Source organism: Roseateles sp. P5_E4 (assembly GCF_054049255.1).
The window spans coordinates 330,519-356,406 of sequence record NZ_JBFUMS010000005.1; the positions used below are offsets into that span (position 1 = coordinate 330,519).

28 protein-coding genes are annotated in these 25,888 nt (G+C 70.1%); 20 read left to right on the forward strand and 8 right to left on the reverse strand.

What is annotated here, in order from left to right; translation table 11 throughout:
* Positions 1-13: 13 nt before the first annotated feature.
* The 8 genes from ACXJLH_RS12680 to ACXJLH_RS12715 form a co-directional block, all read right to left on the reverse strand.
* The gene (locus ACXJLH_RS12680; protein WP_457444431.1) at positions 14-1,702 is read right to left on the reverse strand and encodes a hypothetical protein; all 1,689 of its coding nucleotides are present in this window, start codon (positions 1,700-1,702) and stop codon (positions 14-16) included.
* 4 nt (positions 1,703-1,706) lie between these two features.
* A complete protein-coding gene (locus ACXJLH_RS12685) occupies positions 1,707-2,684 on the reverse strand; it encodes a TolB family protein (protein WP_457388436.1) in 978 nt (325 codons plus the stop codon).
* Between the two features lie 98 nt (positions 2,685-2,782).
* Positions 2,783-3,817 carry a TolB family protein gene (locus ACXJLH_RS12690; RefSeq protein ID WP_457444433.1) on the reverse strand — a complete coding sequence of 345 codons (1,035 nt, stop codon included), beginning with the start codon at positions 3,815-3,817 and terminating at the stop codon, positions 2,783-2,785.
* A gap of 74 nt (positions 3,818-3,891) precedes the next feature.
* Positions 3,892-4,599, reverse strand: a complete 708-nt coding sequence (locus tag ACXJLH_RS12695) for a hypothetical protein (RefSeq protein WP_157281888.1) — start codon at positions 4,597-4,599, stop codon at positions 3,892-3,894.
* Positions 4,600-4,823: 224 nt separating this feature from the next.
* Positions 4,824-5,504 (reverse strand): DUF6683 family protein, encoded by a 681-nt coding sequence (locus ACXJLH_RS12700; protein ID WP_457444435.1) that lies wholly within the window; start codon positions 5,502-5,504, stop codon positions 4,824-4,826.
* Positions 5,501-6,154: a GNAT family N-acetyltransferase gene (locus ACXJLH_RS12705; protein ID WP_457444437.1), complete on the reverse strand. Its 654-nt coding sequence runs from the start codon at positions 6,152-6,154 to the stop codon at positions 5,501-5,503. Before ACXJLH_RS12705 ends, ACXJLH_RS12700 begins: the two co-directional genes overlap by 4 nt.
* Positions 6,151-6,444: a flagellar biosynthetic protein FliO gene (locus ACXJLH_RS12710; RefSeq protein ID WP_457444439.1), complete on the reverse strand. Its 294-nt coding sequence runs from the start codon at positions 6,442-6,444 to the stop codon at positions 6,151-6,153. The genes ACXJLH_RS12705 and ACXJLH_RS12710 overlap by 4 nt, the downstream gene beginning before the upstream one ends.
* A 4-nt stretch (positions 6,445-6,448) precedes the next feature.
* Positions 6,449-7,666, reverse strand: a complete 1,218-nt coding sequence (locus tag ACXJLH_RS12715) for an EscU/YscU/HrcU family type III secretion system export apparatus switch protein (protein WP_457320392.1) — start codon at positions 7,664-7,666, stop codon at positions 6,449-6,451.
* Positions 7,667-7,981: 315 nt separating this feature from the next.
* On the opposite strand from ACXJLH_RS12715, the gene ACXJLH_RS12720 reads away from it, so the two are divergent.
* The 20 genes from ACXJLH_RS12720 to ACXJLH_RS12815 all read left to right on the forward strand — a co-directional run bounded on the left by ACXJLH_RS12720 (position 7,982) and on the right by ACXJLH_RS12815 (position 25,888).
* Positions 7,982-8,731: a lytic transglycosylase domain-containing protein gene (locus tag ACXJLH_RS12720; protein WP_457444441.1), complete on the forward strand. Its 750-nt coding sequence runs from the start codon at positions 7,982-7,984 to the stop codon at positions 8,729-8,731.
* Positions 8,728-10,731, forward strand: a complete 2,004-nt coding sequence (locus ACXJLH_RS12725; RefSeq protein WP_457444443.1) for an FHIPEP family type III secretion protein — start codon at positions 8,728-8,730, stop codon at positions 10,729-10,731. The genes ACXJLH_RS12720 and ACXJLH_RS12725 overlap by 4 nt, the downstream gene beginning before the upstream one ends.
* Entirely contained in the window at positions 10,728-12,557 is a 1,830-nt protein-coding gene (sctC, locus tag ACXJLH_RS12730) for a type III secretion system outer membrane ring subunit SctC (RefSeq protein WP_457444445.1), read from the forward strand. The genes ACXJLH_RS12725 and sctC overlap by 4 nt, the downstream gene beginning before the upstream one ends.
* Before the next feature lie 4 nt (positions 12,558-12,561).
* Complete coding sequence (locus tag ACXJLH_RS12735) at positions 12,562-13,563, forward strand: SctD/MshK family protein (RefSeq protein WP_157281892.1); 1,002 nt, start codon at positions 12,562-12,564, stop codon at positions 13,561-13,563.
* 46 nt (positions 13,564-13,609) lie between these two features.
* Positions 13,610-13,909 (forward strand): hypothetical protein, encoded by a 300-nt coding sequence (locus tag ACXJLH_RS12740; protein ID WP_056201148.1) that lies wholly within the window; start codon positions 13,610-13,612, stop codon positions 13,907-13,909.
* Positions 13,906-14,298, forward strand: coding sequence for a hypothetical protein (locus ACXJLH_RS12745; protein WP_457444447.1), 393 nt, complete (start codon positions 13,906-13,908; stop codon positions 14,296-14,298). Before ACXJLH_RS12740 ends, ACXJLH_RS12745 begins: the two co-directional genes overlap by 4 nt.
* Entirely contained in the window at positions 14,298-15,029 is a 732-nt protein-coding gene (gene sctJ, locus ACXJLH_RS12750) for a type III secretion system inner membrane ring lipoprotein SctJ (protein ID WP_457444448.1), read from the forward strand. The genes ACXJLH_RS12745 and sctJ overlap by 1 nt, the downstream gene beginning before the upstream one ends.
* A complete protein-coding gene (locus ACXJLH_RS12755) occupies positions 15,022-15,537 on the forward strand; it encodes a hypothetical protein (protein ID WP_056201161.1) in 516 nt (171 codons plus the stop codon). The genes sctJ and ACXJLH_RS12755 overlap by 8 nt, the downstream gene beginning before the upstream one ends.
* Positions 15,534-16,169 carry a FliH/SctL family protein gene (locus tag ACXJLH_RS12760; protein ID WP_457444450.1) on the forward strand — a complete coding sequence of 212 codons (636 nt, stop codon included), beginning with the start codon at positions 15,534-15,536 and terminating at the stop codon, positions 16,167-16,169. Before ACXJLH_RS12755 ends, ACXJLH_RS12760 begins: the two co-directional genes overlap by 4 nt.
* Positions 16,166-17,500 (forward strand): FliI/YscN family ATPase, encoded by a 1,335-nt coding sequence (locus tag ACXJLH_RS12765; RefSeq protein WP_457320406.1) that lies wholly within the window; start codon positions 16,166-16,168, stop codon positions 17,498-17,500. The genes ACXJLH_RS12760 and ACXJLH_RS12765 overlap by 4 nt, the downstream gene beginning before the upstream one ends.
* Positions 17,497-17,970, forward strand: a complete 474-nt coding sequence (locus ACXJLH_RS12770; RefSeq protein ID WP_457444452.1) for a hypothetical protein — start codon at positions 17,497-17,499, stop codon at positions 17,968-17,970. Before ACXJLH_RS12765 ends, ACXJLH_RS12770 begins: the two co-directional genes overlap by 4 nt.
* Before the next feature lies 1 nt (position 17,971).
* Positions 17,972-18,553 (forward strand): hypothetical protein, encoded by a 582-nt coding sequence (locus tag ACXJLH_RS12775; RefSeq protein WP_457444454.1) that lies wholly within the window; start codon positions 17,972-17,974, stop codon positions 18,551-18,553.
* Positions 18,550-19,656, forward strand: coding sequence for a hypothetical protein (locus ACXJLH_RS12780; protein ID WP_457444456.1), 1,107 nt, complete (start codon positions 18,550-18,552; stop codon positions 19,654-19,656). Before ACXJLH_RS12775 ends, ACXJLH_RS12780 begins: the two co-directional genes overlap by 4 nt.
* A gap of 71 nt (positions 19,657-19,727) precedes the next feature.
* A complete protein-coding gene (locus ACXJLH_RS12785) occupies positions 19,728-20,789 on the forward strand; it encodes a sensor histidine kinase (protein ID WP_457444458.1) in 1,062 nt (353 codons plus the stop codon).
* Positions 20,786-21,427 (forward strand): response regulator transcription factor, encoded by a 642-nt coding sequence (locus tag ACXJLH_RS12790; protein ID WP_457351993.1) that lies wholly within the window; start codon positions 20,786-20,788, stop codon positions 21,425-21,427. The genes ACXJLH_RS12785 and ACXJLH_RS12790 overlap by 4 nt, the downstream gene beginning before the upstream one ends.
* Positions 21,428-21,592: 165 nt before the next feature.
* Positions 21,593-22,270: a hypothetical protein gene (locus tag ACXJLH_RS12795; protein ID WP_457351992.1), complete on the forward strand. Its 678-nt coding sequence runs from the start codon at positions 21,593-21,595 to the stop codon at positions 22,268-22,270.
* Between the two features lie 3 nt (positions 22,271-22,273).
* Entirely contained in the window at positions 22,274-22,939 is a 666-nt protein-coding gene (gene sctR / locus ACXJLH_RS12800; protein ID WP_457320418.1) for a type III secretion system export apparatus subunit SctR, read from the forward strand.
* Entirely contained in the window at positions 22,936-23,211 is a 276-nt protein-coding gene (sctS, locus tag ACXJLH_RS12805) for a type III secretion system export apparatus subunit SctS (protein WP_056201193.1), read from the forward strand. The genes sctR and sctS overlap by 4 nt, the downstream gene beginning before the upstream one ends.
* Complete coding sequence (gene sctT / locus ACXJLH_RS12810; RefSeq protein ID WP_457444460.1) at positions 23,211-23,996, forward strand: type III secretion system export apparatus subunit SctT; 786 nt, start codon at positions 23,211-23,213, stop codon at positions 23,994-23,996. Before sctS ends, sctT begins: the two co-directional genes overlap by 1 nt.
* A gap of 152 nt (positions 23,997-24,148) precedes the next feature.
* Positions 24,149-25,888 carry a TIGR02594 family protein gene (locus ACXJLH_RS12815; protein WP_457444462.1) on the forward strand — a complete coding sequence of 580 codons (1,740 nt, stop codon included), beginning with the start codon at positions 24,149-24,151 and terminating at the stop codon, positions 25,886-25,888.

The following is a 25,888-nucleotide window of genomic DNA, read 5'->3' on the forward strand; positions in this document are numbered from 1 at the left end:
GGAAAGGTCGGGGTCATTTGTCGAGGACGAGGCTGCCGCTGCCCACGTAGACGGTCTTGTTGTCGTCGTGCACGGGAAAGCTGAGCAGGCGCTGCTGGTGGCCGTCGTCGTAGTCGAGGGTGAGGACGAAGCCGCTGAGCTGGTAGCGGCCGCGGCGGCCGGCGCCGTCGTCCTGCTTGCGCGAGCTCACCGCGCCCGCCGTGCCAAAGGGCGTGCCCACCGTGCCGCCGCCGGTGCTGCTGCTGCCCTTGCCATCGCCATGGGCCGAGCCGGCAATGACCGTGTTGTTGAGCGTCGCGGCCAGCGTGCCGGTGCTGGACAGCGCGCTGTAGCTGCGCTCGAAGCGGCCGTCGCGCATGAAGCGCAACGTGGTGCTGGACGACCTGCCGCCAAGGACCAGGCTGCCGGTGAACGTGCCGCGGCTGAAAGTCCCCTCCAGCCGCGTGTCCTTGGGCCAGGGCCGCACGGCGTGATGCTTCTCGGCCTGCCAGGCGCCCGCGGGGCGGCCGTCATCGTCCTGCGGCTGCATTTCGCAAGGGCACGTAGGGCCGGGCACGGCTCGGCCCTGGGGGCTGACATCAACCTTGCCGCTGGCGCGCCAGCGGCCCCAGCGCTGCGGCTCCAGCTGGCGCGACGCGACAACGTTGAGCTGGTCGGGCGGCATCTCGGTGCGGTGGTAGACCGTGCCGTCACGCAGCAGGAAGCGCACATCCTCTTCCCAGCGCGTGCCGCCATTGAAGTTGCTCTCGCCGTGGATGACCACGGCCGCCAGGTCCTTCTCCGCCAGGCCGCGGCCCGGCAGCGTCGTCACGCGCTGCAGCACCGCCCGTCTGCGCAGCATCGGCGCCTGCGGCAGCGGCGACGGCGTCAGCCCCGCCGGGTTGGCGACCAGGGCCGCGTCGGCCAGGTCCAGGGAGTTGTCGTTCAGCGACGTGACGACACCGCGCAGCACCACCTCGCGGCCCACCCAGGGCTCGGCGTCGAACTTCAGGTGGATGCGCTGCTCCACATGCCGGTCGCCCTGCTGCTGCACCAGGAAGAAATGCGTCGGGCGGTCGATCTCGCGCGCCACGCGGCCCTTGACATAGACAACGCCGAGCTTGCGTTGCGCCTCCTCCTCGGAGATCACCAGCCAGTGGCCTCGCTGCACCGTGAGCGCGGGGATCTGGCTGGGCAGCAGGAACTGGCCCCGGGCCGCCTCGGGCGCGATCGCCAGCGGGCCGGGGGGAGCCACCAGGTTGGCTTTCACCAGCGCCAGTGCCACGGCACGGGCCTGCGGATACAGCGTGCCCACATCCATGGCCGGCGATTGCCAGTCGCGCGCCAACGCCGCGCAGGCCTGCTCGGGAGAGGGGTCGTTCAGCACCCGCTCGCGCATGGGCTCGGTCAGGCGCGTGAACGACGGGATGCTGCTGCTGCGCTGCTGCATGCGGGCCACGACCATGCGCAGCGGGGCCAGCTGGTGCCGCTCGCGCCAGGCCACCCAGGCGTCGCGCATCGGCGCAGCCGACGCCACGCCCATGTCCTCACAGGCGCCCAGCGTGGCTTCGGACATCACGTCCAGGCTGACGGCTTCGACGAGTTGCTGCACCGCCGCGGGATCGCTGGCCAGCGAGCGTTCGTCGGGCGCCGACTGCGCGGTGCCGGCCATCAGCAACACGGCGGCGGCGGCCAGCGCCGGCCGAGCAGCGATCAAGGGCATGCCTTCAGCGCGTCCAGGCCGCGAGCGGGCAGCCGACGGTCGTTGTCGAGCCATCGGGCCGTTTCAACGGGAACTGCCGGGCGTCGCCCGAGGGCGGCACGGCCACCACGTTGGACGCAGTAGCCTCGGCGTACCAGACCGTGCAGCTGCCGCGGCAGGTGGCGGCGGTGCAGGACACGCCGGTGTCCTTGGCAAACGCCACATAGCGGCTGTCCGGCGACCAGACCGCGCCGGCGATCAGGTCGTTCCTGGTGAATCGGCGCAGGTTGGAGCCGTCGACGTTCATCATCCACAGATCGACGCCGGCGATCGAACCCGTGTCGCGCATGGCTGCGAGCTGCACCAGAGCCTTGCTGCCATCGGGGCTGACATACACCGCCTCGGGCACGCGCGCCTCGGGCCAGCGCACGGTGGCGACGCGTTGCTCGCCGCGGCCCGGCAAGACCCGGCTGATGTCGCCCGAGGGCTGCACGCGCAGCAGCGAGCCATCGGGCATCCACGACAGCGCGTCGGGTGTCTTGCTCGGTTGCGTGGCGTACAGCAGCCGGCGCGAGTCGAGGTCGTAGACGATGGCAGCACGCGGTGCAAAGACCGTCTTGCCCCACGACGCCAGGATCTGGTTGCTGCCCAGCGGCGAGGGGCGAACGCCGTCCGCTACATAGCCGTCGACGACCTGGTCCATCAGCACACTGCGGTCGCTGGTCCTGCGCACCGTCAGGTGGGTTTCGTCGCCGCCGGCGCCCTGCGAGCTGTGGTCCCGCTGGATGAAGCGGCTGCCGTCAGGCCAGGGCGAGCGCCACTTCGCGTTGTCCACCATGGTGGCAGCACCGGAGTTGGGATTCAGCGCGAACGTGCCCTGCGGGTTGCTGAGGTCGCTGAATGAATGCCAGACCGTGCCTGGCAGTGCAGCGGCAGCCTGCGCGGCCATGACGGCGCCCAGGCAGGCCAGCGCGGCGGCGAAACGACGACGGTTCTCAGGCATCGGGGGCGAGGGCTCCAAATGGAACAGGCGACTCCAAGAATCGCCTGTCGTTACGGGTGCAATGGCATTGGAGCTCGCCGCGCACCAGCCACAAATCCCTAACGCGTCCAGGCCATGACCGGGCAGCGCAGATCGGTCATCGACCCGTCGGGCCGCTTCGCCGGGAATTTCTTGGCATCGCCGGATGCATCCACGGCCACCACGTCCGTCGCCGAGGCGGGGGCATACCAGACCGTGCAGCTGCCCTGGCAGGTGGCGTCGGTGCAGGTCACGCCGGTGTCCTTGGTGAAGGCCACGAACTTGCTGTCGGGCGACCAGTAGGCCTCGGCGATCAAGCCGTTGTTCGTGAAGCGCTTCAGGTTGGCGCCGTTGGCATCCATCATCCACAGGTCCACGCCACTGACCGTGCCGGTGCTGCGCAGCGCCGCGAGCTGCACCAGGGCCTTGCTGCCGTCGGGGCTGACATAGACCGCCTGCGGCAGCCGCGATTCTGGCCAGCTGACGGTGGCGACCTGCTGCTCGCTGCCACCCGGCGTGACCTTGCTGACGCTGCCCGAGGGCTGCACGCGCAGCAGGGTGCCGTCAGGCATCCAGGCGACGGCGTCCGGCGTCTTGCTCAGCGGCGTGGCGAAAAGCACCTTCTGCGCGCTGAAGTCCCAGACCACGGCGGCCCTGGGCGCGGCGGTTGTCTCGCCCCAGTAGGCCAGGACCTGGTTGGTGGCCAGCGGCGACGGCGCAAGGCGGGCGATGTAGCCGTCAACGACCTGGTCCACGACCAGGCTCTTGTCGTCGGTCTTGCGCACCGTGAGGCGGGTCTCGCCGCTGGAGCCCTGTGAGGTGTAGTCGTTGCTGATGAAGCGACTGCCATCGGGCGAAGGCACGCCCCACTTCTCGGATTGGACGGCCGTCGAGACCCCCGTGTTGGGATTCATGACGAAAGTTCCCGCCGGATTGCCGAGGTCGCTGAAGGAATGCCAGATATTGCCCGTCAGCGTGGTCGGTGGATCGGGCGTGGGAACGACGGGCGGGGTCGTCGGCGTGGCTTCGTCCCCGCCACCGCCGCCGCCGCCACATCCACTGAGCGCACCGAGGCACGCCAGAACCGTCAAAGCAAGGCGACTGAAGTTTTTCATCTTGGGCAGGAACTGAAAGTTGAAATGCAAAAGGGAGGGGCGATGCCCCTCCTCTTGTTTTCTCAGGTTGCGGCTTATTGCTTGCGAGCCATCGTGCCCAGCGCTTCGCCCAGACCCTTCAGCGCCGTCGTGAAGACGCTGTTCAGGTAGTTGTATTCCTGGCTGGTGGCCTGGAACTGGGTCATCAGCTTGTTGAACTCGTCAGCCTGCTTGCTCTGCTCTTCGGAGCCGGACTTGGCGGCGGACTTAGCGGCAGAGGCGTCGTTGATCTGTTGCGACAGATTGACCATCTCCTTGGCCTTGGCGCCCAGAGCCGAGCCCATCACGGAGGCGATGGCCTGCAGCCAGCCGCCACCGCTGGGCTTGCTGCCCTTGGAGCTGCCGGTGCCTTGCGAGCGCAGCTGGTCGAGCACGCCTTGCACGATCTGGTTGGAGAAGTCGGACTCCCACTGCTTGACGGCGCCGCCGAAGTTTTGCTGGGCCGCACCTTGCGCTTCGTGCGAAACGCCTTGCTGGCTTTGCGAGGTCAGTTGGTTGATGACCTGGCCGATGGTCGACTTGACTTCTTCGCCCAGGAACTTGGGCATGCCGTGTTCCTTGACCAGGGTGTCGACGGCACTGTTGGCGCCGCTGCCGATGGCTTGCTGCAGCATGCCGCCGATGGCCTGGCCGATCATGGCGCCGATGGGGCCGCCGAAGATGCCGCCGACGATGCCGCCCACGGCGCCCAGGATGCCACCCGAGCCACCGCCGCCGAAGATGCTGCTAACTGCTGATCCCATGTTGATCTCCAAAAAAAGATTAGGTTTCGCGGCAGAAGCTGCCGCAGTGATTGATTGACATTCGAGGCATCTGAATTCGGTGGCGACTGAGAAAACACCGGACTCGCTGCGTGTCTTGTCGGCAAGGTTTTCTGATCAAACTCTGCGGCGTTGACGGGTTTCATTAAACGGGGTCGGGCCCCTGCTGCCTATATGCGGCTGCTCCTATTTCTGCGCCAACCGCGCTAGGGTTGGCCGCAGTCCGGGCCTGCCAACACGGCGGCAGCGGGTCCCACTGCCGCCGTGTTGGCAGGCCCACCGTCCAGGTTGCGCAGCACGGCGCACAGCGCGGGCAGGTCCAGGCCGAGCTGTCGCGCCAAGCTGTTGCGGGCCATCCAGGTGGCCGACGCCTGATGCGCGCTGCCCTGGCGGCTGGCCTGCACCGTCCATTCGCCTAACGCCACGGTCAGCACGGCCAGACGCTCGAAGGCGTCCTGCCGCTGCAGCAGCGGTGCGTCGTCCCACGGCAATTCATCGATGACCCAGGCCTTGACCCATTGGGTGATGGCTTGCCAGCGCTGCGGGCTCAGTGCCTCGTGATCGAAGGCCTGTCGGCATGCGCCCAGATAGGCGGCCAGGGCCACGCCCAGGTCGTCCTCGGCGCGGCCCGGTGCCAGCTGGTTGCGGTAGTGCTGCAGGCAGTGCGTCACCAGGCCGGCCTGGGCACCGGTGCCGAGCATTTCGCTGAGCGCCGCAGCTGCGCCCGTGGGCTCGGCGACGCGCGAGGGCAGGCGCCAGCGCGTGGCGCCGAGCTCGGAAGCCGCATCGGCCTGCGGCGCGTGCGCAAACCGGGACTGCTCCAGGGCCTGGGCCAGACGATGGCCGAGGGCGGATTGCCAGGGGTTGGGTGAAGCGGAAGTGGTCATGGCAGTGCGAGGGCAGTAGGCCGGTGGGAACGCGCAAGGGCGCGCCGGGTCTGGCGCAGGCGTTCGCGGCGGCTGAGGGTCTGGACGGCCGACCAGGTCGTTGCGTCCAGGGCGTGGTAATCGGAAGGCTGGCCTTCGTAGAGCGCGCGGCTGCGAGGCGTGAAGCCCAATGCCTCCAGGCAGACGCGGGCACCGCGGTTTTCAGGGTGGCAGATGCCCCAGACCGTGTGCAGTGCCAGCGTCTCGAAGGCATGGCGCAGCAGCACCTCGCCGCCGCTGAGGCTCAGGCCGCTGCCCCAGTGTTCGGGCCTGAGGCGGCTGCCGAGTTCAGCGTCGCCAGGCCGGATACCCAGCTGCACGGTGTCAGGGCTTGCCTGCAGGGGCATGAGGCTGAACCAGCCGGCGAACTGTTCCTCGGCAGCGCTCAGCGGCACGGCGCAACGCCAGATGCCCAGGCCAGGATGGCGGCGATAGAAGCCTGCCAGGCAGGCCGCGAATTCCGCGGCCCAACGTGCCTCGTGCAGGGGCTGTTCATCGGGCAGCAGCTCGCGCACCCGCGGGTCGGCATGCAGGCCCTGGATGTCGGCCGCATCGCTCGCGACGAATTCGCGCAGCAACAGCTTGTCGCAGCGATGGGAGAAGGCCGTCATGCTTCGCGATCCAGCTTGGCGTCGGCTTGCGGCCAGCGCGCCAGCAGATTGATGCCGCCCGCCGTGACGCCCAGCATCCAGCGCTCGCCGGCATGGTCGAGCAGCACCACACGCTCACGCGCACCAACGGGCAGGGCGCGCACGAAGCGCAGGGCCTCACCGTCATCCGCCGGGCTGCGGCCACTGAAGCCCTGCAGGCGCCGCCAGCCGCGGATCAGCAACCAGGCCAGCAGCAGCACGAAGGCCAGGGCGGCCACGGTGCTGGCGAGGTTGAGCATCAGGTTCTGCATGGCATCAATCGTCTTGGGCGGAAACGACGCGCGAGTCCACGTCGGGGTGGCGCGTCAGGTCTTCGCCGGGCGCGGGTCGCGCGCGCGGCGGCTCGGCGGGCACCTCGTCGCGCCGATGCGGGTCGGCGCGGGCGGCCTCCCACTTGAGCTGCTCGCGCACGCCCTCGGCCCAGACGATGACCTCGGCCAGCACGTCGAACAGGTCGGGCGGGATGACTTCGCCCTCCTCGCAGCGCGCCAGCAGCTCGCGCGCCAGCGGCACATTGCGCACGATGGGCACACCGGCGTCCTCGGCAGCCTCGCGCATGGCGCGGGCGACGTGGTCCTCGCCCTTGGCGCTGACGGTGGGCACGGGGCAGCGGCCGGGCTCGAAGTCGATGGCGATGGCCACATGCGTCGGGTTGACGACCAGGGCGTTGGCGCCGCGCGCCGCCGCCTGCTGGTTGCGCTGGCTCCACTCGGCATGGGCCTGCTTGCGCTGCTGCTTGAGATGCGGGTCGCCTTCGCTCTCCTTCATCTCCTGCTTGATGTCGCGCATGCTCATGCGCAGCTTCTTGGTGAAGCGATGCCGGGTCCACATCGTGTCGAGGAAGGCCACGCCGGCAAACACGCCCACCGTCCAGGCCAGGGTCTTGACCGTGCCCTCCCAGACCAGGCCGCCGAGATGCTGGGGTGGCCTGTCGGTGCCCGAGGCCAGCCGCATCGCGTCGGGCAGCAGCAGCCGCGCCACCGCCCAGCCGATACCCAGCAGCAGCGCCGTCTTCAGGATGCCCTTGATCAGCTCGACCAGGTTGTCCATCGAGAACATGCGCTTCAACCCTTCGGCCGGGTTCAGGTGTTCGAGCTTGGGCGCCACCTTCTCGAAGGCCAGCACCGGCCCGGCCTGCAGGAACTCGATCAGCGTGCCCAGGACCGCCACGGGGATGACGAGCAGGGCCACCAGCAACAGCGACAGTTCGACGCTCTGCCAGCCCAGCAGGGCGGCGACATGGCCGAAGCCTTCCTCGCGCCAGCCGGCCGACACGCGCGCGAACAAGGCCTCGCACAGGGCTGCAATCCGCTCGCAGGCCATGCGCATGCATAACGCGCCCATCACCAGCCAGACGAGCAGCGTCGCCGTGCTCGTCAGCTCCTTGCCCTTGGCGATATCGCCCTTCTTGCGGGCGTCCAGCAGGCGCTTCGCTGTGGGCTGTTCAGTCTTGTCGCCGCTGTCGTCGGCCATGAGTCCCTAACACCTATTTCTAGGGGGTGCAAACAGGGTTTGTGAAAACTTGTTTTCAGCACCGTGACCAGACCTACTTCTAGGGGGCCTTTCACCCCGCTGCGCACAGGGTGGTTGGCACGGCGCGACCGAACGATGCCCGGTCTCAGATTGCGACGGTGCAGCAGTTGTTTCCACGCGTAAACGTGGGGGGCAGCCTCTTGCATACAAAGGAGCAATGTCTACGGGTCAGTCAGTTACTTCTGCTTGCAATGGTCAACAAGCCGGCAAGGCTTGCCCCCATAGTCCGCCCGGTCCAAAAAGCAGGGAAGACAAGTGTTCGGACTCCAACGGATCTGCCAGGTCATGGCGACCGGTGCGTTAGGTGCGGCCCCGCTGATGGGGGCATTCGCCGCCGCGCCGAACTGCCCCTCCCCTTCCGCCGAGGCGTTGCTGGATGCCGCACCGGCCGCAGGCGCCAGCGGCTTCGCGCTGACCGAAAAGCTGTGCCTGGCCACCCTCGTCAGGAGCCGCTCGGCGCCGGTCGAAGTGCCCGAGCCCGAGGTGCCGGCTGCCGAGGTGCCGCTCCTTGCTCCCGTGGCGCTGCCGCCGGCCCCGGCCGTGATCCGCCCCGCACCGGTCCGTGACGCCGCCGCGCAGGCCCGCATCCGCGCCCTGGCGCCGCTGATGGCCGAAGTGGCCCAGCGCCATGACATCGACCCCCTGCTGCTGCATGCCCTGGCCCACATCGAGTCGCGCCACCAGAGCCAGGCCATCTCGGCGGCCGGTGCGCGTGGGTTGATGCAGGTCATGCCCGCCACCGGCCGTGGCCTGGGTGTGGCCGAGGCGGAGCGCGCGCTGCTGAGCCCCGAGACCAACCTCGAAGCCTCGGCCAGGTACCTGAAGCAGCTCCAGGCCCGCTTCGGCAACGACCTGCGCCTGGTGCTGGCCGCCTACAACGCCGGCGAGGGTGCCGTCGAGCGCCACGGCCGGCGCGTGCCGCCCTTTGCCGAGACCCAGGCCTATGTGCGCAATGTGATGGCCGTCTACACCGAGTTGCGCCGTCGCTTCGGAGTTCAGGCATGAGTGCCGTGAAGCGGCCCGACGGCCTGTCCGGCTACTTCGCCGCGGCCGACCAGCCGCGCGAAGGGCTGATCGCCCGCTTCAGCGACCTCTTCCTGGTTGCCGGCATCGTCGCCATCGTTGCCCTGATGGTGCTGCCACTGCCACTGTGGCTGATCGACCTGCTGGTGGCCGTCAACATAGCCTCGGGGCTGGTGCTGATCCTGATCGCCGTCTACGTGGCCGGTCCACTGGAGTTCTCGGTCTTCCCCAGCGTGCTGTTGATGACGACGCTGTTCCGGCTGGCCCTGTCCATCGCCACCACGCGGCTGATCCTGCTGCATGCCGACGGCGGCCACATCATCGCCACCTTCGGCAAGCTGGTGGCGGGCGGCAACCTGGTGGTGGGCCTGGTGGTCTTCCTCATCATCACGGTGGTGCAGTTCATCGTCATCGCCAAGGGCGCCGAGCGCGTGGCCGAAGTGGCGGCGCGCTTCTCGCTGGATGCCATGCCGGGCAAGCAGCTGTCCATCGATTCCGATCTGCGCTCCGGCCTCATCGACAAGGACGAAGCCAAGCGCCGCCGCCGCACGCTGGAGCTGGAAAGCAAGCTGCACGGCAGCCTTGACGGCGCGATGAAGTTCGTCAAGGGCGACGCCATCGCCGGCATCATCATCATCCTCATCAACCTGCTCGGCGGCCTGGCCATCGGCGTGCTGCAGCAGGACCTGAGCATGGCCGACGCCGTGCACCGCTACTCCATCCTGTCCATCGGCGAGGGCATGGTGGCGCAAATCCCGGCCCTGCTCGGCGCCATGGCCGCGGGCCTCTTGGTGACGCGCACCAACGACGATGAGAACGACCGCCACCTCGGCGACGCCATCCGCAAGCAGCTCGGCGCCAAGCCCCGCGTGCACCTGATGGCCGCCGGCATCTGCCTGCTGCTGGCCACGGTGCCGGGCTTTCCGCCGCTGGTCTTCGGCCTGCTGGCCGTCGTGTTCGGCGCGGCTGGCATGCTGCTGATGCCCAAGGGCCGCGACTGGCTGACCCGGCGCATGCCCCAGCTCAGCCCGCGGCGCGGCAAGCCCGAGGCCGGCGCTTTCAAGACGGCGCAGCTTCGCGTGCGACCCTCCGTGCCGCTGCTGCTGGAACTGCCGCAATCCATGCTCGGTGACGGTGGCCTGGCGGTGACGCGGGCCATCGAGGCGATGCTGGACGAGCTGCAGCTCGACCAGGGCCTGCCGCTGCCGCGCGTGGCCCTGCACGGCCGCCTCGGCCGCGAGGGCTGGCGCCTGCTCGCGCATGAGGTGCCACTGTCCGAAGGCGGCCAGGCCGGTGACGCCGCGGCCCTGGCCGAGCAGGTGCGCCAGGCCCTGCGCCGCAACGCCTCGCTGTTCATCGGCATCCAGGAAACCAGCGAGCTGCTGACCCGCGCCCAGGCCGAACTCGCCGATGTGGTCAAGGAAGTGCTGCGCGCGCTGCCGGTGCAGAAGGTCACCGAGGTGCTGCGCCGCCTCGTGTCAGAGGAAGTCTCGATCCGCAACCTGCGCGACATCCTGGAAGCGCTGGCCGATGCCAGCCAGCGCGAGAAGGACGTGCAGGCCCTGACGGAGATGACGCGCATCGCGCTGCGTCGCCAGACCCACCACCGCATCTGCCCCAGCGGCGAGCTGCAGGCGCTGATGCTGTCGCCCGAGCTGGAGGCGCTGCTGCGCCAGAACCTGCATGTCAGCGGCGGCGCTACCCAGCTCGCCATCTCACCCGACGTGGCGCGCCAGCTCGCCGCCGATGTGCAGGCCCAGGTCGAGGCGCTGCGACCGCAGGCCCTGGTCTGCGCCGTCGACCTGCGCTGGCACCTGCGCAAGCTCATCGAGACCGAGTGCTTCGACACCCCCGTGCTGTCCTTCCACGAACTGCTGCCGACGCTGCGGCTCACGCCGCTGCACCACCTGCCCCCGCCGGGGTCCAGTCCCAACGCTTCAATTCAGGCGCCTTCCCCACAGGCAGCACTGCTCGCCGCATGACCTCAAACCTCAAGATCGCCGCAGCCACCACGCTGCTGCTGGCCCAAGCCCTGCCGCTATCAGCGGCGCCGCTGCCCGAAGGGCTGCGCGCCGTCAAGCTCGAGGCGCGCGACCAACCCATCGAGCAGTTCCTGCAGGGCCTGTTCTCGGGCAGCGACATCCCCGTCGTCGCCAGCGGTGTGCAGGGCCAGGTCAATGGCCGCTTCGAGGGCACGCCGGCCAAGCTGCTGCGCGACCTGAGCCGCGCCTACAACCTGCTGAGCTATTACGACGGCGGCGTGCTCTACATCGCACCGGCCAGCGACACCCAGACGCGCAGCTACCTGCTCACGCCCGCTGCCGCCTCGCAGGTGCAGCGCGCCGCACAGGCCCTGCAGCTGCCCGATACGCGCAACACGCTGAAGTTCAGCGACGACGGCGCCCTGCTCGCCGTGGGCGCCAAGCGCTTTGTGCAGCAGGTCGACGAGCTGGTGCGCCAGGTGCGCCCCGGCACGACGGCGGTGGCCATGAAGTCCTGGGCGCCGCAGCAACAGCAACCGCTGCCCGACTACCGCATCTTCTACCTGCGCTATGCCTGGGCCCAGGACGTGCCGATGAGCTTCGGCGGCCAGCAGACCACCTTGCCCGGCGTGGCCAGCATCCTGCGCTCGCTGGTCGGCCAGCCCAGCAAGGCCCGCGTCATCCCGGCCGCCGACCCCACCCGCGCCCAGGGCAGCCAGCGCGCGCGGGGCGGCGCGATGCGCGGTGCGGGCAACACCACGACGCTCGGCCTCGTCGACGACGCCGCGCCCGGCATGCGCGGCACCGACACCCTCGTCGCCGCCCTCACCCAGGTCGGCTACGGCCAGCCCGGTCAGGACACCGCCGAGCCGGCGGCGCCGCCCGACTTCGCGCCGCGCATCGAGGCCGACCCGCGCCTGAACGCCGTCATCGTGCGCGACCTGCCCGAGCGGCTGGAGCGTTATGCCGCCCTCATCAAGTCGCTGGACGTCGAGCCCCAGTCGCTGGAGATCGAGGCCACCATCATCGACATCAACACCGACCGCATGCGCGAGCTCGGCATCAACTGGCGCTACAACCACGGCCTGTCCAGCCTGATGTTCGGCAACGGCACGGCCAGCGACAACCGCCTCAACGGCCAGGTCGATCCGACGCCCACCAACAAGGGCGGCGTCATCTCCGCCGTCATCGGCGACCGCTTCCCCTTCGTGGCCCGCATCACGGCCCTGCAGAGCGACGGTGCGGCCAAGGTCGTCAGCAGCCCGCAGGTCGTCACGCTGTCCAACGTCGAGGCGGTGTTCGACAACAGCTCGACCTATTACGTGCGCGTCGCCGGCCGCGAGGACGTCGACCTCTTCAACGTCACCGCCGGCACGCGGCTGCGCGTCACGCCCCATGTGTTCAAGGAAGGCGACGAGCCGGCCCGCATCAAGCTGCTGGTGCAGATCGAGGATGGCGGCCTGACCGGCCAGAGCGTGGACAACCTGCCCATCGTCGAGCGCTCGGGCATCAACACCCAGGCCCTGATCTCCGAAGGCGAGAGCCTGCTGATCGGCGGCATGGTGCGCGACAGCTCGACGGCCGGCGTCGACAAGGTGCCGGTGCTGGGCGACATCCCGCTGCTGGGCAACCTCTTCAAGACCCAGCGCAAGGGCGGCCAACGCATCGAGCGCATGTTCCTCATCACGCCACGCCTGGCCAGCAGCAAGGCCGCGGCCGACGTGATGGAAAGAGCCCGCCAACCGCTCGCCAATCCGGCCAGCCCGGCCAGCTCGGCCGCGCCCACCGGGCCGACCGGCAGCGAAGGTGCTGCGCAGCAGGAGTGATGCCATGAAGTCCCATCTCCCCGCCTCGATGCTCGAACTGCGCGTGCTGGCCGGCCGCCAGCTCGGCGCGCGTGCCCGGCTGGACGCGCAGCACGACCTGCTCGTCTGCGGCCTGAACTCGGCCAACCAGGCCGACACCCAGTTCGCCGACATCCTGCTCGCCAGCGAGATCGACTTCCAGCTGCGCGTGATCCCGTCCGGTGCCGGCCGCGTCAGCCTGCAGCTCGTCTCCGGGCATGCCGTGCTGGCCGAGAGGGCCCTGATGCCGGGAACCGCCATCCACGCCTGGGCGCCGGGCCAGCCGCTGCAGCTGGGTGATGCAATCGTGGCCTACGGCCCGGCCGACCAGGACTACTGGCCCGAGCCGGTGCTGCATGACGGCCCCGAGCTGCCCGCCAGCGAGCGCGCTCAAGGCATGCGCGCACCCACTGCCGCGCCGCGCGCCCGCCCCGTGCTCGAAGGTGTGCTGACGGCGCTGGGCCTGGTCATGGTCATCGGTGGCGCGTCGTTGGCCTGGCGTGGCGGCACGCTGCGCGAAGCCGGCCAGGTCGTGGCCAAGGTCGTACCGCCTGCCCAGGCGGCCACCGCTGCAACTGCGCCCGACCTGCTGGCCAGTGCGGTCGAGGTCTTCCGCCTGTACGGCATCGCCGCGCAGGCGGCCTGGTCGCCCGAAGGCGAGCTGGTGCTGCGCACGCAGGAGCGCGACGCCACCCGGGTGCAGGCCGCCGCCGCCGCGGCCAAGCGCGACATCGCCCACCTGCCGGCGCTGCGTATCGACAACCGGCCGCCGGTGGCCGCGGCCGCTGCGCCCGCTCCGGCGCCCGACGATCCGGCCAAGCGCCTCGTGGCCGTCGTTGACAACGCCGACAGCCCCTACTTCATCACCGCCGACGGCAGCCGCTACTTCAGCGGCGCCCTGCTGCCCAGCGGGCACCGCGTCGTGCAGATCGCCGAGCGCGCCGTCATCGTCGAGCGCGATGGCCAGCAAACGCGGCTGACCCTCTGACCCCTGTTTCGCCCACTTTCCCCAACCCTCCCACAAGGAGACTCCCATGTCCAACGCACTTCTCAACACCCTCGCCGCCGCCCCCGTAAACGGTTCCACGGGTGGCAAGACCAACGGCGGCGGCTCCTGGTTCGAAGCCATGGCCGATGCCTGGGGCAAGGCCCTGGACAAGCAGGCCGGCGACATCGAGACGGCCTCCAACGCGATGAACAACGGCGGCGACACGCCCTCCGCCGTGACCGAGCTGACCGCCATGTCGCTGAAGATGAGCTTCCTGGCCAGCAGCTCGCACACCGCCGTCTCGACGGTCGGTTCCGCCCTCGAAACCATGGCGCGCAAGCAGTGACACCCGGCCTCGCCATCGCCCCCCCGGTGGCCGACGTCCAGCTCGGCCCAGGGGCTTCGCTGTCCAGCCTCGGCCAGGTCGCGCCAACGGCCGACGTGGCGGGCTTCGAGCGCGCCATGGCGAGCGCGGTGCAGCGCCTGAGCCCGGCCGAGTCGCCCGCCCAGGCCATGCAGCGTCTCGTCCAGCCGCTGGACCACATCAACGCCGAAGCGTCGTCGCTGGGGCGCGACGCCCGCCTGGCGGCGGCTTCGGGCCAGGAACTGACGCCGGGCGAACTCGTCAACCTGACGGTGCGCTGCCAGGAGTTCATGTTCCATTGCCAGCTGACCTCGAACATTGCCAATCGCACGTCCGAAGGCTTGCAACAGCTCTTTAGGCAACAGTCGTGATGAAACCACTTCGAAGCCTTTGCGCACTTGCGCTGACTGCCCTGCTCGCCGCCTGCGGCGAGCAGGCCCTCTACGCCAAGCTCGACGAGCGCCAGGCCAACGACATGGTCTCGGCGCTGCGCCTGGCCGGCGTGCCGGCGCAAAAGCATGCGCGTGAAGACGGCTTCGAGGTGCTCACCGGCGAGGCCGACTTCGCCCGCGCTGTGCAGATCCTCAAGGCCCAAGGCCTGCCCCGCGAGGACTACGACAGCCTGGGCAAGGTCTTCAAGCGCGAGGGCTTCGTGTCGACGCCGGTCGAGGAGCGCGCTCGGCTGATGCACGCACTGTCGCAGGAGCTGTCGCACACGCTGACCAGCATCGACGGCGTGCTGCAGGCCCGTGTGACGCTGGTGGTGCCCGAGCGCCACCCGCTGTCCGACAAGGTCCAGCCCTCGTCGGCCTCGGTGATGATCAAGCACCGCCCCGGTTTCAATGTCGAGGCGCTGCTGCCCAAGGTGCGCGCCCTGGTGGTCAACAGCGTCGAAGGCCTGCCGTATGAAAGCGTCTCGGTCGTCGCCTTCGCGGCCGAGCCCACGCCCGTCGCCCCGCCGGTACCCGAGACCCAGGCGACGGTGCCCTTGGTGCTGGCCGTCACGCTGGGCTCGGCCAGCCTGGGTGCGGCGGGCTGGCTGGGTTGGCGCCGCCGTCGGGCTCAGAACCAGCTCGCGCTGGAAGGAGGCGGCCATGACTGAACGCCAGCTGCGCGCGCACGTCGCACGCCGCCTGCTCGAAGACGCGCCGGTGGAGGCCCGCACGCTGAGCTGGGCGCAGCTCGACGCAGCGCCCGCCTGGCTGGCGCTGGAGCGCGATGAGCTGCTGGCGCTGGCCCGGCGCTGCGGCTCCGTGCTCGCCGCGCCCGCGCTGCGGCTGTGGATCGCCGGGCCGCTGCGGGAGCTGGCGCGCACCGCCCTGGGCGCGCCCTGGTGGCGAGCCCTGCGCAGTGCGCAGGACTGGCCGGCCCTGCCCGCGGGCCTGCCGGCCAGCCTCAGCGACTGGCCCGACGTCACGACGCCGGAGGCCTTGAGCCAGCGCTTCACCGAGGCCGGCGCCGCGGTGCTGCTGGCCGGCCTGCCGCATGGCTCGCTGCGCCACGCCGCCAGCCGCCGGCTCGGACCGGTCGCGGCCTGGGTGATGCCGCAGGCCACGGCCCTGGCGGTGTTGCGTGAAACGCTGGCCTTGCAAGCAAGGGTCATTCAATGAACAACTTCATGCTCTGGCATCGCGACCCCCAGGCCAGGTTGGGCATCGCCTCGGATCGGCGCGTGCTGCGTGCCGCCGAGGTGCCGGCCTTGCAGGATGCGCAGCAGCTGCTCGATGCCTTGCGCGGCCTGCTGGAGCAGGAGCAGTCGCGCATCGACGCCGCCCGCGAGTGCGCGCACGCCGAGGGATTGAAGCAAGGCCTGGCCCAGGCCGAGGCCGAGTCGCGCGCGCACCGAGCCGACACGCTGGCTCGACTCACCTGCGCTCACGAGGACGAACGCCTGCGACTGCAGCGCGAAGTGGCCGGCCTGGCGCTGGACATCTTCCAGAAGCTGCTCGGCCAGGTGCCCGCCGAAGAGCGCCTCGCCCGCCTGGCCGCGCAGGCCGCGCGCGAGCTGCTGCCGGCGCGCACCTGGCGGCTGCAGGTGCACCCCAGCCAGCTGCCCAACTTGCACGACGCGCTGCAGGCTGCCGACCCTGAGAACAAGGCCGGCCTGGCACAGGCCGAGATCGTGGCCGATGCAGACCTGGCCGAAGCCGACTGCCGCCTGATCACGGAGTTCGGCACGGCCGACGCCGGCCTCGCCACGCAGGTCGAGCGCCTGGCCCGCGCCTGGGGGCTCAAGCCATGACGCTGAGCCTGGACGTCGAGGTCGGCACCGACACGCTGCGCCGCAGCCTGCAGCGCACCCGCACCGTCGCCACGCTGGGCCGTGTCGTGCAGGCGGGCGGCACGCTGATGCGCGCCACCGGCGTGCAGGCGCGCGTCGGCCAGAGCTGCCGCGTCTTCGATCCCTCGCGCCCGCAGGACGAGGGCCTGCTGGCCGAGGTCATCGGCTTCCAGGGCCACGAGGCCATGCTCGCGCCACTGGGCTCGTTGCAGGGCCTGCCGGTCGGCGCCGCCGTGGAGGTGCTGCACGAAGCCGCGCAGCTGCCCAGCGGCCCGGGGCTGCTGGGCCGTGTCATCGACGCCTTTGGCCAGCCGCTGGACGGCGGGCCCCCGCTCGACCTGCTGCCACGCGTGCCGCTGTATCGCGACGCGCCCTCGCCGCTGCAGCGCCGCCCGGTGCATGAGCCGCTGGTGTGCGGCGTGCGCGCCATCGATGCGCTGCTGACGGTTGGCGAAGGCCAGCGCGTGGGCATCTTCGCGATGGCCGGCGGCGGCAAATCGACGCTGCTGGGCATGCTGGCGCGCAGCACACGGGCCGAGGTCAACGTCATCGGCATGATCGGCGAACGCGGCCGCGAGGTGCGCGAGTTCCTGGAGGACAGCCTCGGCCCCGAGGGCCTGGCCCGCTCGGTCGTCGTCGTCTCCACGTCGGACCGGCCGGCACTGGAGCGGGTGCGCGCCGCCTACGCGGCCACGGCGATTGCCGAAGGCTTTCGCGCCCAGGGCTCACGCGTCGTGCTGATGATGGACTCGGTGACCCGCTTCGCGCGCGGCCTGCGCGAGATCGGCCTGGCTGCCAACGAGCCGGCCGTGCGGCGCGGCTATCCACCCTCGGTGTTCGCCGAGCTGCCGCGGCTGTTCGAGCGCGCCGGCAACGACGCCCACGGCACCATCACCGCGTTCTACACGGTGCTGGCCGAAGACGAGGACGGCAACGACCCGGTCGCTGAAGAGGTGCGCTCCATCCTCGACGGCCATCTGGTGCTGTCGCGTGCGCTGGCCCAGGCTCAGCATTACCCGGCCATCGACGTGCTGGCCAGCGCCAGCCGCGTCTTCACCCGCGTGACCCAGCCCGAGCAGCAGCGCGACGCCGCCCATCTGCGTGCGCTGATGGCGCGGCACAAGGAGGTCGAGTTCCTGCTGCGGGTGGGCGAATACCAGGCCGGCAGCGACCCGCTGGCCGACCAAGCCATCGAGCGCATGCCGCAGATCAAGGCCCTGCTGCAGCAGGCCACGCACGAACCCAGCGACTGGGACGGCTGCCTGCAGCATCTGCGGGAGATCGTGTCGTGAACCAGCTTTCCGACATCGAGGCACGCCAATGGCTGCGCCTGCGCCAGCTGCGCGTGCAGCGGGCACGCCTGGCGCTGGCGCAGGCACAGGCCGAAGAGCGCCAGGCCGTCGCCGCGGTCGAGGACCGCGAGGCCCGCATCGAGCAGGGCCGCAGGCTGATCGTCGAGCTGGCGTTTCACTGGGGCGGCGCCGGCAGTGCCGACATGCCGCGCTGGGTACACCAGGTGCAGGCCCACGGCGAGGCGTTGGCCGAGCGGCTGGAGCGCGATGAATACGCCTTGCTCGACGAGCGCGAGACGCTGGGACAAGCCCAGGCGGAAGTGCAACGACGCCGTGCCGATCTCGCCCGTGCCCAGGCCCGCGAAGACGCCGTAGACGCGACGCTGAAGGACCAGCGCCGCCAGGCCAGCCAAGCCCGCGAGCAGCAGGCCGAGCTGGAAACCGAAGACGCCTGCCGGACGCTGCATTGACATGAAGCTGCTGCCCATCCTGCTGCCCCTGGTCGCGATGCCGCTGCGCGCGCGATCCGCCATGGCGACGCCGGAGGCCCTGCCACCTCAGGACTCCCACCGCGACGCCGGCGATGAGCCCGACTGGCGCAACGCCTACCTGCGCCTGCGTGAGCAGGACCCGTCCGAGCCCGAGCCCGTGCTGCCCATCGCGCCGGCGATGGCGCGAACCCCACGCGATCAGGCACCCGAGATGACGGAGATCCGCAGCGTGTCGGCCACGCCCACCACGGAACGCCTCGAAGCGATGCGGCAACTCGGCGAAGCCGGCCCGTCGGCGAATCCGCAGGCGCGTGCCTGGCAAGTCGAGTTGCCCGCGGTGGCCGGCCCGGCCTGGCAGCTGCGCGTCGAGCAAGCCCAGCCGCTGGCGCCATTGAACCTGGAGCTGCGCGTGCCGCAAGTCGCCCAGGCCCAGGCCCGGCAGCAATTGAGCGACCTGGACAAGCGACTGCGCGATGCCGGGCATGATGTGCTGAGGTCGCGCCTGCGCGACGGCGCACGAACGGACAAGCGGCGCCGGCCTGCCGACGAGGTGGAACCATGAGCGGTATCACCGCCATCCAGGCCCTGTCGCCGGCCGAGACCTGGGAGGCGTGGCAGGCCTTGATGCAGGCCTCCCTGGGTGAGGCCGAAGGCGCGGGCAGCGTGGAAGCCGGCCAGCCCCATCTGCAGCCGCAGCCGACGGAGGCGGCCCAGCCGCTGAGCGCGCTGAACCTGTCGAGCGAGGCCAGCCCGTTGCTACAGACCCCTCATGCGCATCACGCGCATCAGGTCCAACACGCCCATGAACCCCAACCCGCAACGGCCGCGGTGCCGCAGCCGCTGGCCGCTCCCGACGTACCGACGGTGGCTGCGATGCCCGCAACGCAGGCATCGCAGGACAAGCCGGCCACACCATCACCGGTGCATTCACCATCGGCCGGGTTGCTCGGCGATACACCGATGGCCGCCACGCGGCTTGCCGATGCGGGGGCGACCGTGCTGCCGATGGCGCCGGTGCTGATGGCGCCGCTGACACTGCAGAACGGCCCCGAGCTGCGCTGGCGCGCGCAGGATGCCGCCAGCTGGCGGCAGCTGTTCGAGGACGCAGGTCGCGATGCGCCGGACGAACAGGAGCCGCCGGTGCTGCCGACGCCTGAAGCCATCGAGCTCGAGGCCATGCCGCCGTGGGCGCTGCTGCTGTTGGCCCGGCTGCGCGAGGCGACCCTCGCGCCCGCCGCCGCGGCGGCTTTGCGCCCGGCCCTGCAGGCCTGGCGTCTGGGCCTGCCGGTGCTGCTGGCCAGCCCAGCCGGCCTGGCCAGCCTGCAAGCCAGTCGCGATGCCACCACCTGGCAATGGCGGCGCTGGCCGGCGCGTTGGCGCACGGCCCGTCCGGCCACGATCGAGCGCTGGTGGACGGTGCGCCTGGCGCTGGGCCCCCAGGGCCGCCCGCGCACGCTGCGCGACCTGGCCGGAGGTGCGGTGCCCGCGCCCGGCCAGGTCAGCTGCGAGCTGCGCCTGGACGACGTCGCGCCAGGCATCGCCCAATGGACCGAGGTGCTGGTGCAGGCCCCCGCCAGCGCCAGCCTGCGAGCGCTGCTTGCCGCGCGGCCTTCGATCCCCTGGCTGTTGTGCAACCAGGCCCTGTGGCCCAGGGAAACGCCATGAGCGCCGCCCGGCCGTCCGAAGGCGCGCAACTCCCGCTTGGCGGGACCGCGCGCAGCGCGAAGGGTGCCTCAGTGCGCCGCGTCGACGCCGATCTGCTGCACGCCCTGGGCGAGCTGGGCGAGGCCCTGGCCGTCCTCGATGGCGACTTCCTCGTCGCGCTCAACGCGCCCATGCAGGCCCTGCTGCCCGGCGAAGTCGGCGGCCTGGCCGAGGACTGGGCGCAGCCCCTGCACGGCTTGGCCAGCGCGCTGGTGGCGCCGCTGGGCGTGCGCACGCGCTGCGGCGTCAGCGGCGAGTACGTGGCCCAGCGCGTGGCCCTGGATGCCCGCCATGTGCTGCTGCGCCTGGACGACGAGCGCGAACGCCTGCATCACCTGCAGCGCCAGCTCGACGACCGCGAGGGCCTGCTGTTCACATCGCGCTCGCTGACGGTCAGCGAGATGGGCAGCGTGCTGGCGCATGAGCTGAACCAGCCCATCGGCGCCACCGCCAACCTGTTGCGCGGCCTGAAGCTGCGCCTGGCCCGCCGCCATCCGGATGACACTGACGAGCTGGCCGCGCTGGACAAGGCGGTGCAGCAGGTCACGTATGCCAGCCAGATCATCGGCCGGGTGCGCGAGTACACGCAGTCACGCCAACCCAAGACCGAGAGGCTGGACCTCGTCGAGCTCGTGCACCAAAGCCTGGGCCTGCTCGACTGGGACCTGCAGCGCGAGGCCGTGCGCCTGGTGCTGCGTCTGCCGATGCAGCCCGTGCCGGTGCAAGGCGACGCCGTCATGTTGCAGCAGGTGCTGATCAACCTGCTGCGCAATGCGCTGGACGCGCTGCGCCTGGACCGGCCAGCCGAGCCGCTGATCGACATCGAGCTGGTCGTCGACGGTGCCCGCGCCGAGCTGCGCGTGGCCGACAACGGCCCCGGCATCACGCCGCAGACTGAAGCCCGGCTGTTCGTGCCCTTCAGCTCCACCAAGCCCAACGGCATGGGCCTGGGGCTGTCCATCTGCCGCTCGCTGATCGAGATGCACCAGGGCCGGCTCTGGTTCACGCGCCGCGACGCCGGCGGCTGCTGCTTTCACTTCGCTCTGCCGGTGACGGCGGCGGCGACCCCACCCACTCTGGAGAGGACGACATGACCCCTCGGCAAATCTACGTGGTGGATGACAACCACGAGTTCCGTGACTCGCTGCGTTTCTGGCTCGAAGGCTTCGGCTGCCAGGTGCGCGACTGGGGCGACCCGCGCGATGCGCTGCAGTCCCTGGCCCGCGTGGCCGTGGGCACGACCTGGCCCGAGTCCACCTGCCTGATGCTGGACGTGCGCATGCCCGAGCTGTCGGGGCTGGACCTGCACGACGCACTGCGCGAGCGCGGCATCCACCTGCCCGTCATCTACATGAGCGGCCATGCCGACGTGCCGCTGGCCGTGGCCGCGATGCAAAAGCGCGGTGCCGTCTCGCTGCTGGAGAAGCCGCTGGACGACGTGGCGCTGAGTGCGGCCCTGGACCGCGCCTTTGCGCCGACGGATGTGGACAGCGGCATCGACACCGAAGTGGAAGGCTCACGCGAGGAGTTCGAGCGCCGCTCTCAGACGCTGTCGCCGCGCGAGCGCCAGGTGCTGTCCCTCGTCGTCAAGGGCCTGATGAACAAGAACATCGCCGACGAGATCAAGCTGTCGCTGAAGAGCGTGGAGCTGTACCGCTCGCGCGGCATGCGCAAGATGAAGGCGCGTTCGGTCACCGAGCTGACCCGCATCATGGTGAGTCGCCGGGCATGAAGAACGTGCACCCCTCGCCCGGTCTTGTGCCGCTGAACGCGGGCCAGCCCAGTCGGTCCCCCGGGGGGACGGCGATGCAAGCGGCATCGAGCCGCTTGCACATCGCCAGACGGGCCGGCTTGGGGCGGCCCGGCGCTCGGCCCAAATGCGAGATGGGAAACTGATATGAGCTTCATTCCCCAGGCACTGACGCAGGCGTCGAGCTGGCACTACCTGTGCGGCCAGGCGCGGCTGTGCATCAGTGCCGATGATTTCGAGACAGGCGATCTGGTGTCCTGCGCCGCAGAGGCCGCCGTCGTGTTGGACCTGGCGGGCGAACTGCTGGACGCCCTGGCGGCCGCGGGCCTCGTGTCTGCCGCGGATTGGCAATGGGTGGCGCAGTCGGGCGCCATCAGCGTGAGCGGCGCCCAGGCCAGTTGGCGGGGCGCCGAGGTGCAGGCGCAGCTGTCGCTGCCCTGGACGACGTTGCGCGCGCTGGGTGAAGCACCCGAAGTGCCCGGCCTGCAATGGCACGCAACCGCGGCCGAATGCGTGCTGGCGCAGTGGCGGCTGGGCGACGAGGAACTGGCCGCGCTGGAGCCGGGCGGACTGCTGTTGCTGGAAGCGCCGGCCTCTCGCCAGCTGCGCGCACGGGCTGAGCCCACGGGTGAAGCGCCGTGGCAGCTGGTGGCGCGCTGGGAACAGCCACTGCCGCTGGAGGTCGTGATGGGCTGGAACGGGCCGCCGCCTGCGGCGCCGATTCAATGCCAGCTCATCGATGCCACCCGCCCAGACGTGCCGCGTGCCCGCGGACGCCTCGTGCCGTGGGGCACGGGCCAGGCCTTGCGCATCGAGGCGGTCTAGCCGATGGACCTCAGCACTTTCACGCCGGCCTCGGCCCTCATCACCGTCATCCTGCTGGCGCTGGCGCCCTTCGTGGCGGTGATGATCACGTCCTTCACCAAGCTCGTCGTCGTGCTGAGCCTGCTGCGCAATGCCATGGGCCTGCAGCAAGTGCCGCCCAACGTCGTCATGAACGGCCTGGCCCTGGTGCTGAGCATCTACGTCATGTACCCGGTGGGCGTGGAGATGCAGGAAAGCCTGAGCGCCATGCCGGCCACCAAGGCTGGCTCGGCGTCGACCAGCCAGATGGTGGCCGCGGCCGACGTTGCCAAGGAGCCGCTGCGCGAGTTCCTGATCAAGCACAGCCGGCCGCTGGAGCGTGCCTTCTTCCTGAAGACCGCGCAGCGCAGCCTCAAGCCCGAGCAGGCTCAGGCCTTGAGCGAGCGCGACTTCCTCGTCATCGTGCCGGCCTTCACGGTCAGCGAGCTGACGGTGGCCTTCGAGATCGGCTTCCTGATCTTCCTGCCCTTCCTCGTCATCGACCTCGTCATCTCCAACATCCTGATGGCCATGGGCATGCAGATGCTGTCGCCCACCACGGTGTCGCTGCCCTTCAAGCTGCTGCTGTTCGTATTGATCGATGGCTGGGTCAAGTTGACGCACGGCCTCGTCTTGACGTACCAGACATGAACAGCGAAGTCATCCAACTCACCCAGCAGGCGCTGTGGCTGGTGCTGCTGCTATCGGCGCCGCCCATCCTGGTGGCGGCCATCGTCGGGCTGCTGATCGCCTTCATCCAGGCGGCCACGCAGCTGCAGGAGCAGACGGTGCAGTACGTGGCCAAGTTCTTCGCCATCGTCGTCACCATCTTCATCACCGCCTCGCTGCTGGGCGGCAGCCTCTACCGGCTCGGCGACAAGGTGTTCAGCGAGTTCCCTGGCCTGGTCAAGATCAACCGCTGATGCTGGAGTTCTGGATCGGGCATCCCACCGATGCCGTCCTGCTGCTCGGCCTGTCCACCATGCGGGTGGCGGTGGCCTTCCTGCTGGTGCCGCTGTTCACCCAGGACCTGATCCCGGCGCTGATCCGCAACTCGCTCTTCGTCGCCCTGGGCCTGCTGGGCCTGCTGGTCCAGGAGATCAAGCCGCTGCAACTGAGCGGCTGGCAATGGACCCTGCTCTACGGCCGCGAGGCCATGCTGGGGGCGGCGATGGGCTTTTTGTTCGCCGGGCTGATGTGGTCCTTCGAGATGGCCGGCCAGCTCATCGACACCAAGGTGGGTTCGTCCCAGGCCCAGGTGCTGGACCCGTTGTCCGGCCATCAGACCTCGCTGACCGGTGCCTTCCTGGCGCGCCTGGCAAGCTGGGTCTTCATGGCCTCGGGAGGCTTCATGCTGTTCGCCGCGCTGCTGCTGGACAGCTTCGCGCTGTGGCCCGTCCATGGCAGCTGGCAGCTGCTGCCAGCGGGCATGCTGGCCTTCGAGGCGGAGTTCGGCCGCATGCTGCGCCTGGCCCTGATGGTCGCCGCACCGTCGCTCGTGCTGCTCTACCTGGTGGACGGCGTGCTGGGCCTGATCAACCGCTATGCCCAGCAGCTCAATGTGTTCAGCCTGTCCATGTCCATCAAGGCCGTGGTGGGGCACCTGGTGCTGCTGCTGCAGCTGGGCAGCCTGGTGGCGTTGATGAACGAGGAGCTGCTGGCGCGGCCCAGCGTGGTGACGGACCTGCTGAAGCGCCTGTTCGCCTGAGGATTGCGGCCAACCCTAGAGCGCGCCCGGCCGTACGTTCTGAAACAGCAGCGCCCGCAATTGCCCGGTCCGCGGCGCTGGTCTGAAATGGGCTGACCGACGCGATGCGCGATGCGCTCATCGCCCCATCAGGACAACGCCAAGGGCACCCCATGAGCATCGTTACCCGAACCACGTCGGCCTCCCCGGCCGTGAACGACACGCCGCCGCCCGCCGGCCGCAGCTACGAGGTGCAGCACGGTGACAGCCTGAGCCGCATCGCCAAATCCAACGGCGTGTCGGTGCAAGCGCTGCTGGACGCCAACCCGCAGGTGCGCAACCCGGACGTCATCTACCCGGGCAGCCACCTGACGATCCCGGCGACGCACTACACCGTCCAGCGCGGTGACACGATGCAGCACATCGCGGCCGACCACGGCCTGACGCTGCAGGCGCTGGTGGGCGCGAACCCGCAGGTGCGCAACGCCGACCTGATCCACGTCGGCGACACGCTGAATCTGCCGTCGGTGGGCCATCTGGTGGACGGCCTGCCTGTCGTCGGCTCCGTCGGTCTGGTGCACGACACGCTGCTGCCGGTCTACATGACGGACCCTCGCTACCGCAGCGACATCGGCAAGGCCGCCATCGCCAGCGGCTCGGCACAGTCCACCGTGGAACTGGGCATGACCCGGGCGCTCAACGCCGACCCCACCGGGAAGCGCGATGTGACGCAGCGCCAGATCGCCGAGCCCGCGCTGGCGCGCACGGACGGCACGCGCAACCAGCCGACGCTGAACCTGCAGCGCTTCACCGACCCGTCGCTGGGCTCGAACGCGCTGGCCGCCATCGTCATCGGCAATGCCGAAGGCACGCGCCGCCCGGACGGCGGCTTCACCGCGGCCTATGGCGGCCACACCGACCCGGGCAACGCGGTGCACAACCGCGGCTCTTTCTCCTACCAGCATGCGGCCTCCAGCCCCGCCGATGCCGACCGCCGCCAGCTGACGACGCTGCAGGGCCAGCTGCCGGCCTACGAGGCGGCCGCGCGCCGCGCCGGGCTGGACCCGAACAACGCGCGCCTGGCCTCGGCCTACCTGGACCTGTACAACCAGTCGCCCAGCGCCGCCGGCCGCTTCCTGAACCAGCTCGGCACGCTGCGCGGCCAGCCCATCGACGCGGCGCATATCACCAACCTGCGCGTCAACAGCTATGTCGACGCCTCCACCGGACAGCGCTTCCGGCTCAGCGGCGGGGGCCAGGCAGGCAGCGGCTTCGTCAACATCGCCAACCGGCAGGTGCACGGCACGGCGACCGAAGCCCAGGTGCAGGCAGTCATCCGCGCCGACCAGAAGCGCCGCACCGACGCGGTCGACAGCGCGCTGAACCGTCAGGGCTTGCTCAACGGCACGGCCACCGCGCCGACCCCGGCCGCCACGGTGCCGGCCTCAGCTTCGGGGACCGGCAAGGCCGCGCGCATCCTGGATGTTGCCCGCGGCGAGATCGGCACCAAGGAGGTCAGCGGCGGGCGCGACAACCCGCGCGTGCTGGAGTACCACCAGGCCACGTCCTTGAAGGCCAGGAACGACGAGACCTCGTGGTGCTCTTCCTTCGTCAACTGGACGATGAAGCAGGCCGGCGTGCCAGGCACCAACAGCGCCGCCGCGCGCAGCTGGCTGAACTGGGGCACGTCCGTGCCCAAGGACGCGGCGCATGTGAAGCCGGGCGACGTCATCGTCTTCCCGCGCGGCAACAACCCGGCGCAGGGCCACGTCGCCATCGTCGAGGCCGTGCTGGCCGACGGCCGCGTGAAGGTGGTCGGCGGCAACCAGGGCAACGGGCCCGGCAACCCCGACGGCGTCAACGAGAAGGTACGCTTGCTGTCCGAAGCCATTGGCGTGCGCAGGGCGCCTTGA

Bases quoted from the DNA above. Each gene is read 5' to 3' on its own strand.
- ACXJLH_RS12775 (WP_457444454.1), top strand. From the start codon at position 17,972: ATGAAGCTGCTGCCCATCCTGCTGCCCCTGGTCGCGATGCCGCTGCGC.
- ACXJLH_RS12795 (WP_457351992.1), top strand. From the start codon at position 21,593: ATGAGCTTCATTCCCCAGGCACTGACGCAGGCGTCGAGCTGGCACTAC.
- sctR (WP_457320418.1), top strand. From the start codon at position 22,274: ATGGACCTCAGCACTTTCACGCCGGCCTCGGCCCTCATCACCGTCATC.
- ACXJLH_RS12755 (WP_056201161.1), top strand. From the start codon at position 15,022: ATGACTGAACGCCAGCTGCGCGCGCACGTCGCACGCCGCCTGCTCGAA.
- sctJ (WP_457444448.1), top strand. From the start codon at position 14,298: ATGAAACCACTTCGAAGCCTTTGCGCACTTGCGCTGACTGCCCTGCTC.
- ACXJLH_RS12740 (WP_056201148.1), top strand. From the start codon at position 13,610: ATGTCCAACGCACTTCTCAACACCCTCGCCGCCGCCCCCGTAAACGGT.
- ACXJLH_RS12680 (WP_457444431.1), bottom strand. From the start codon at position 1,702: ATGCCCTTGATCGCTGCTCGGCCGGCGCTGGCCGCCGCCGCCGTGTTG.
- sctS (WP_056201193.1), top strand. From the start codon at position 22,936: ATGAACAGCGAAGTCATCCAACTCACCCAGCAGGCGCTGTGGCTGGTG.
- ACXJLH_RS12780 (WP_457444456.1), top strand. From the start codon at position 18,550: ATGAGCGGTATCACCGCCATCCAGGCCCTGTCGCCGGCCGAGACCTGG.
- ACXJLH_RS12710 (WP_457444439.1), bottom strand. From the start codon at position 6,444: ATGCAGAACCTGATGCTCAACCTCGCCAGCACCGTGGCCGCCCTGGCC.
- ACXJLH_RS12760 (WP_457444450.1), top strand. From the start codon at position 15,534: ATGAACAACTTCATGCTCTGGCATCGCGACCCCCAGGCCAGGTTGGGC.
- ACXJLH_RS12700 (WP_457444435.1), bottom strand. From the start codon at position 5,504: ATGACCACTTCCGCTTCACCCAACCCCTGGCAATCCGCCCTCGGCCAT.
- ACXJLH_RS12690 (WP_457444433.1), bottom strand. From the start codon at position 3,817: ATGAAAAACTTCAGTCGCCTTGCTTTGACGGTTCTGGCGTGCCTCGGT.
- ACXJLH_RS12715 (WP_457320392.1), bottom strand. From the start codon at position 7,666: ATGGCCGACGACAGCGGCGACAAGACTGAACAGCCCACAGCGAAGCGC.
- ACXJLH_RS12815 (WP_457444462.1), top strand. From the start codon at position 24,149: ATGAGCATCGTTACCCGAACCACGTCGGCCTCCCCGGCCGTGAACGAC.
- sctC (WP_457444445.1), top strand. From the start codon at position 10,728: ATGACCTCAAACCTCAAGATCGCCGCAGCCACCACGCTGCTGCTGGCC.
- ACXJLH_RS12685 (WP_457388436.1), bottom strand. From the start codon at position 2,684: ATGCCTGAGAACCGTCGTCGTTTCGCCGCCGCGCTGGCCTGCCTGGGC.
- ACXJLH_RS12695 (WP_157281888.1), bottom strand. From the start codon at position 4,599: ATGGGATCAGCAGTTAGCAGCATCTTCGGCGGCGGTGGCTCGGGTGGC.
- ACXJLH_RS12735 (WP_157281892.1), top strand. From the start codon at position 12,562: ATGAAGTCCCATCTCCCCGCCTCGATGCTCGAACTGCGCGTGCTGGCC.
- ACXJLH_RS12765 (WP_457320406.1), top strand. From the start codon at position 16,166: ATGACGCTGAGCCTGGACGTCGAGGTCGGCACCGACACGCTGCGCCGC.
- ACXJLH_RS12705 (WP_457444437.1), bottom strand. From the start codon at position 6,154: ATGACGGCCTTCTCCCATCGCTGCGACAAGCTGTTGCTGCGCGAATTC.
- ACXJLH_RS12725 (WP_457444443.1), top strand. From the start codon at position 8,728: ATGAGTGCCGTGAAGCGGCCCGACGGCCTGTCCGGCTACTTCGCCGCG.
- ACXJLH_RS12790 (WP_457351993.1), top strand. From the start codon at position 20,786: ATGACCCCTCGGCAAATCTACGTGGTGGATGACAACCACGAGTTCCGT.
- sctT (WP_457444460.1), top strand. From the start codon at position 23,211: ATGCTGGAGTTCTGGATCGGGCATCCCACCGATGCCGTCCTGCTGCTC.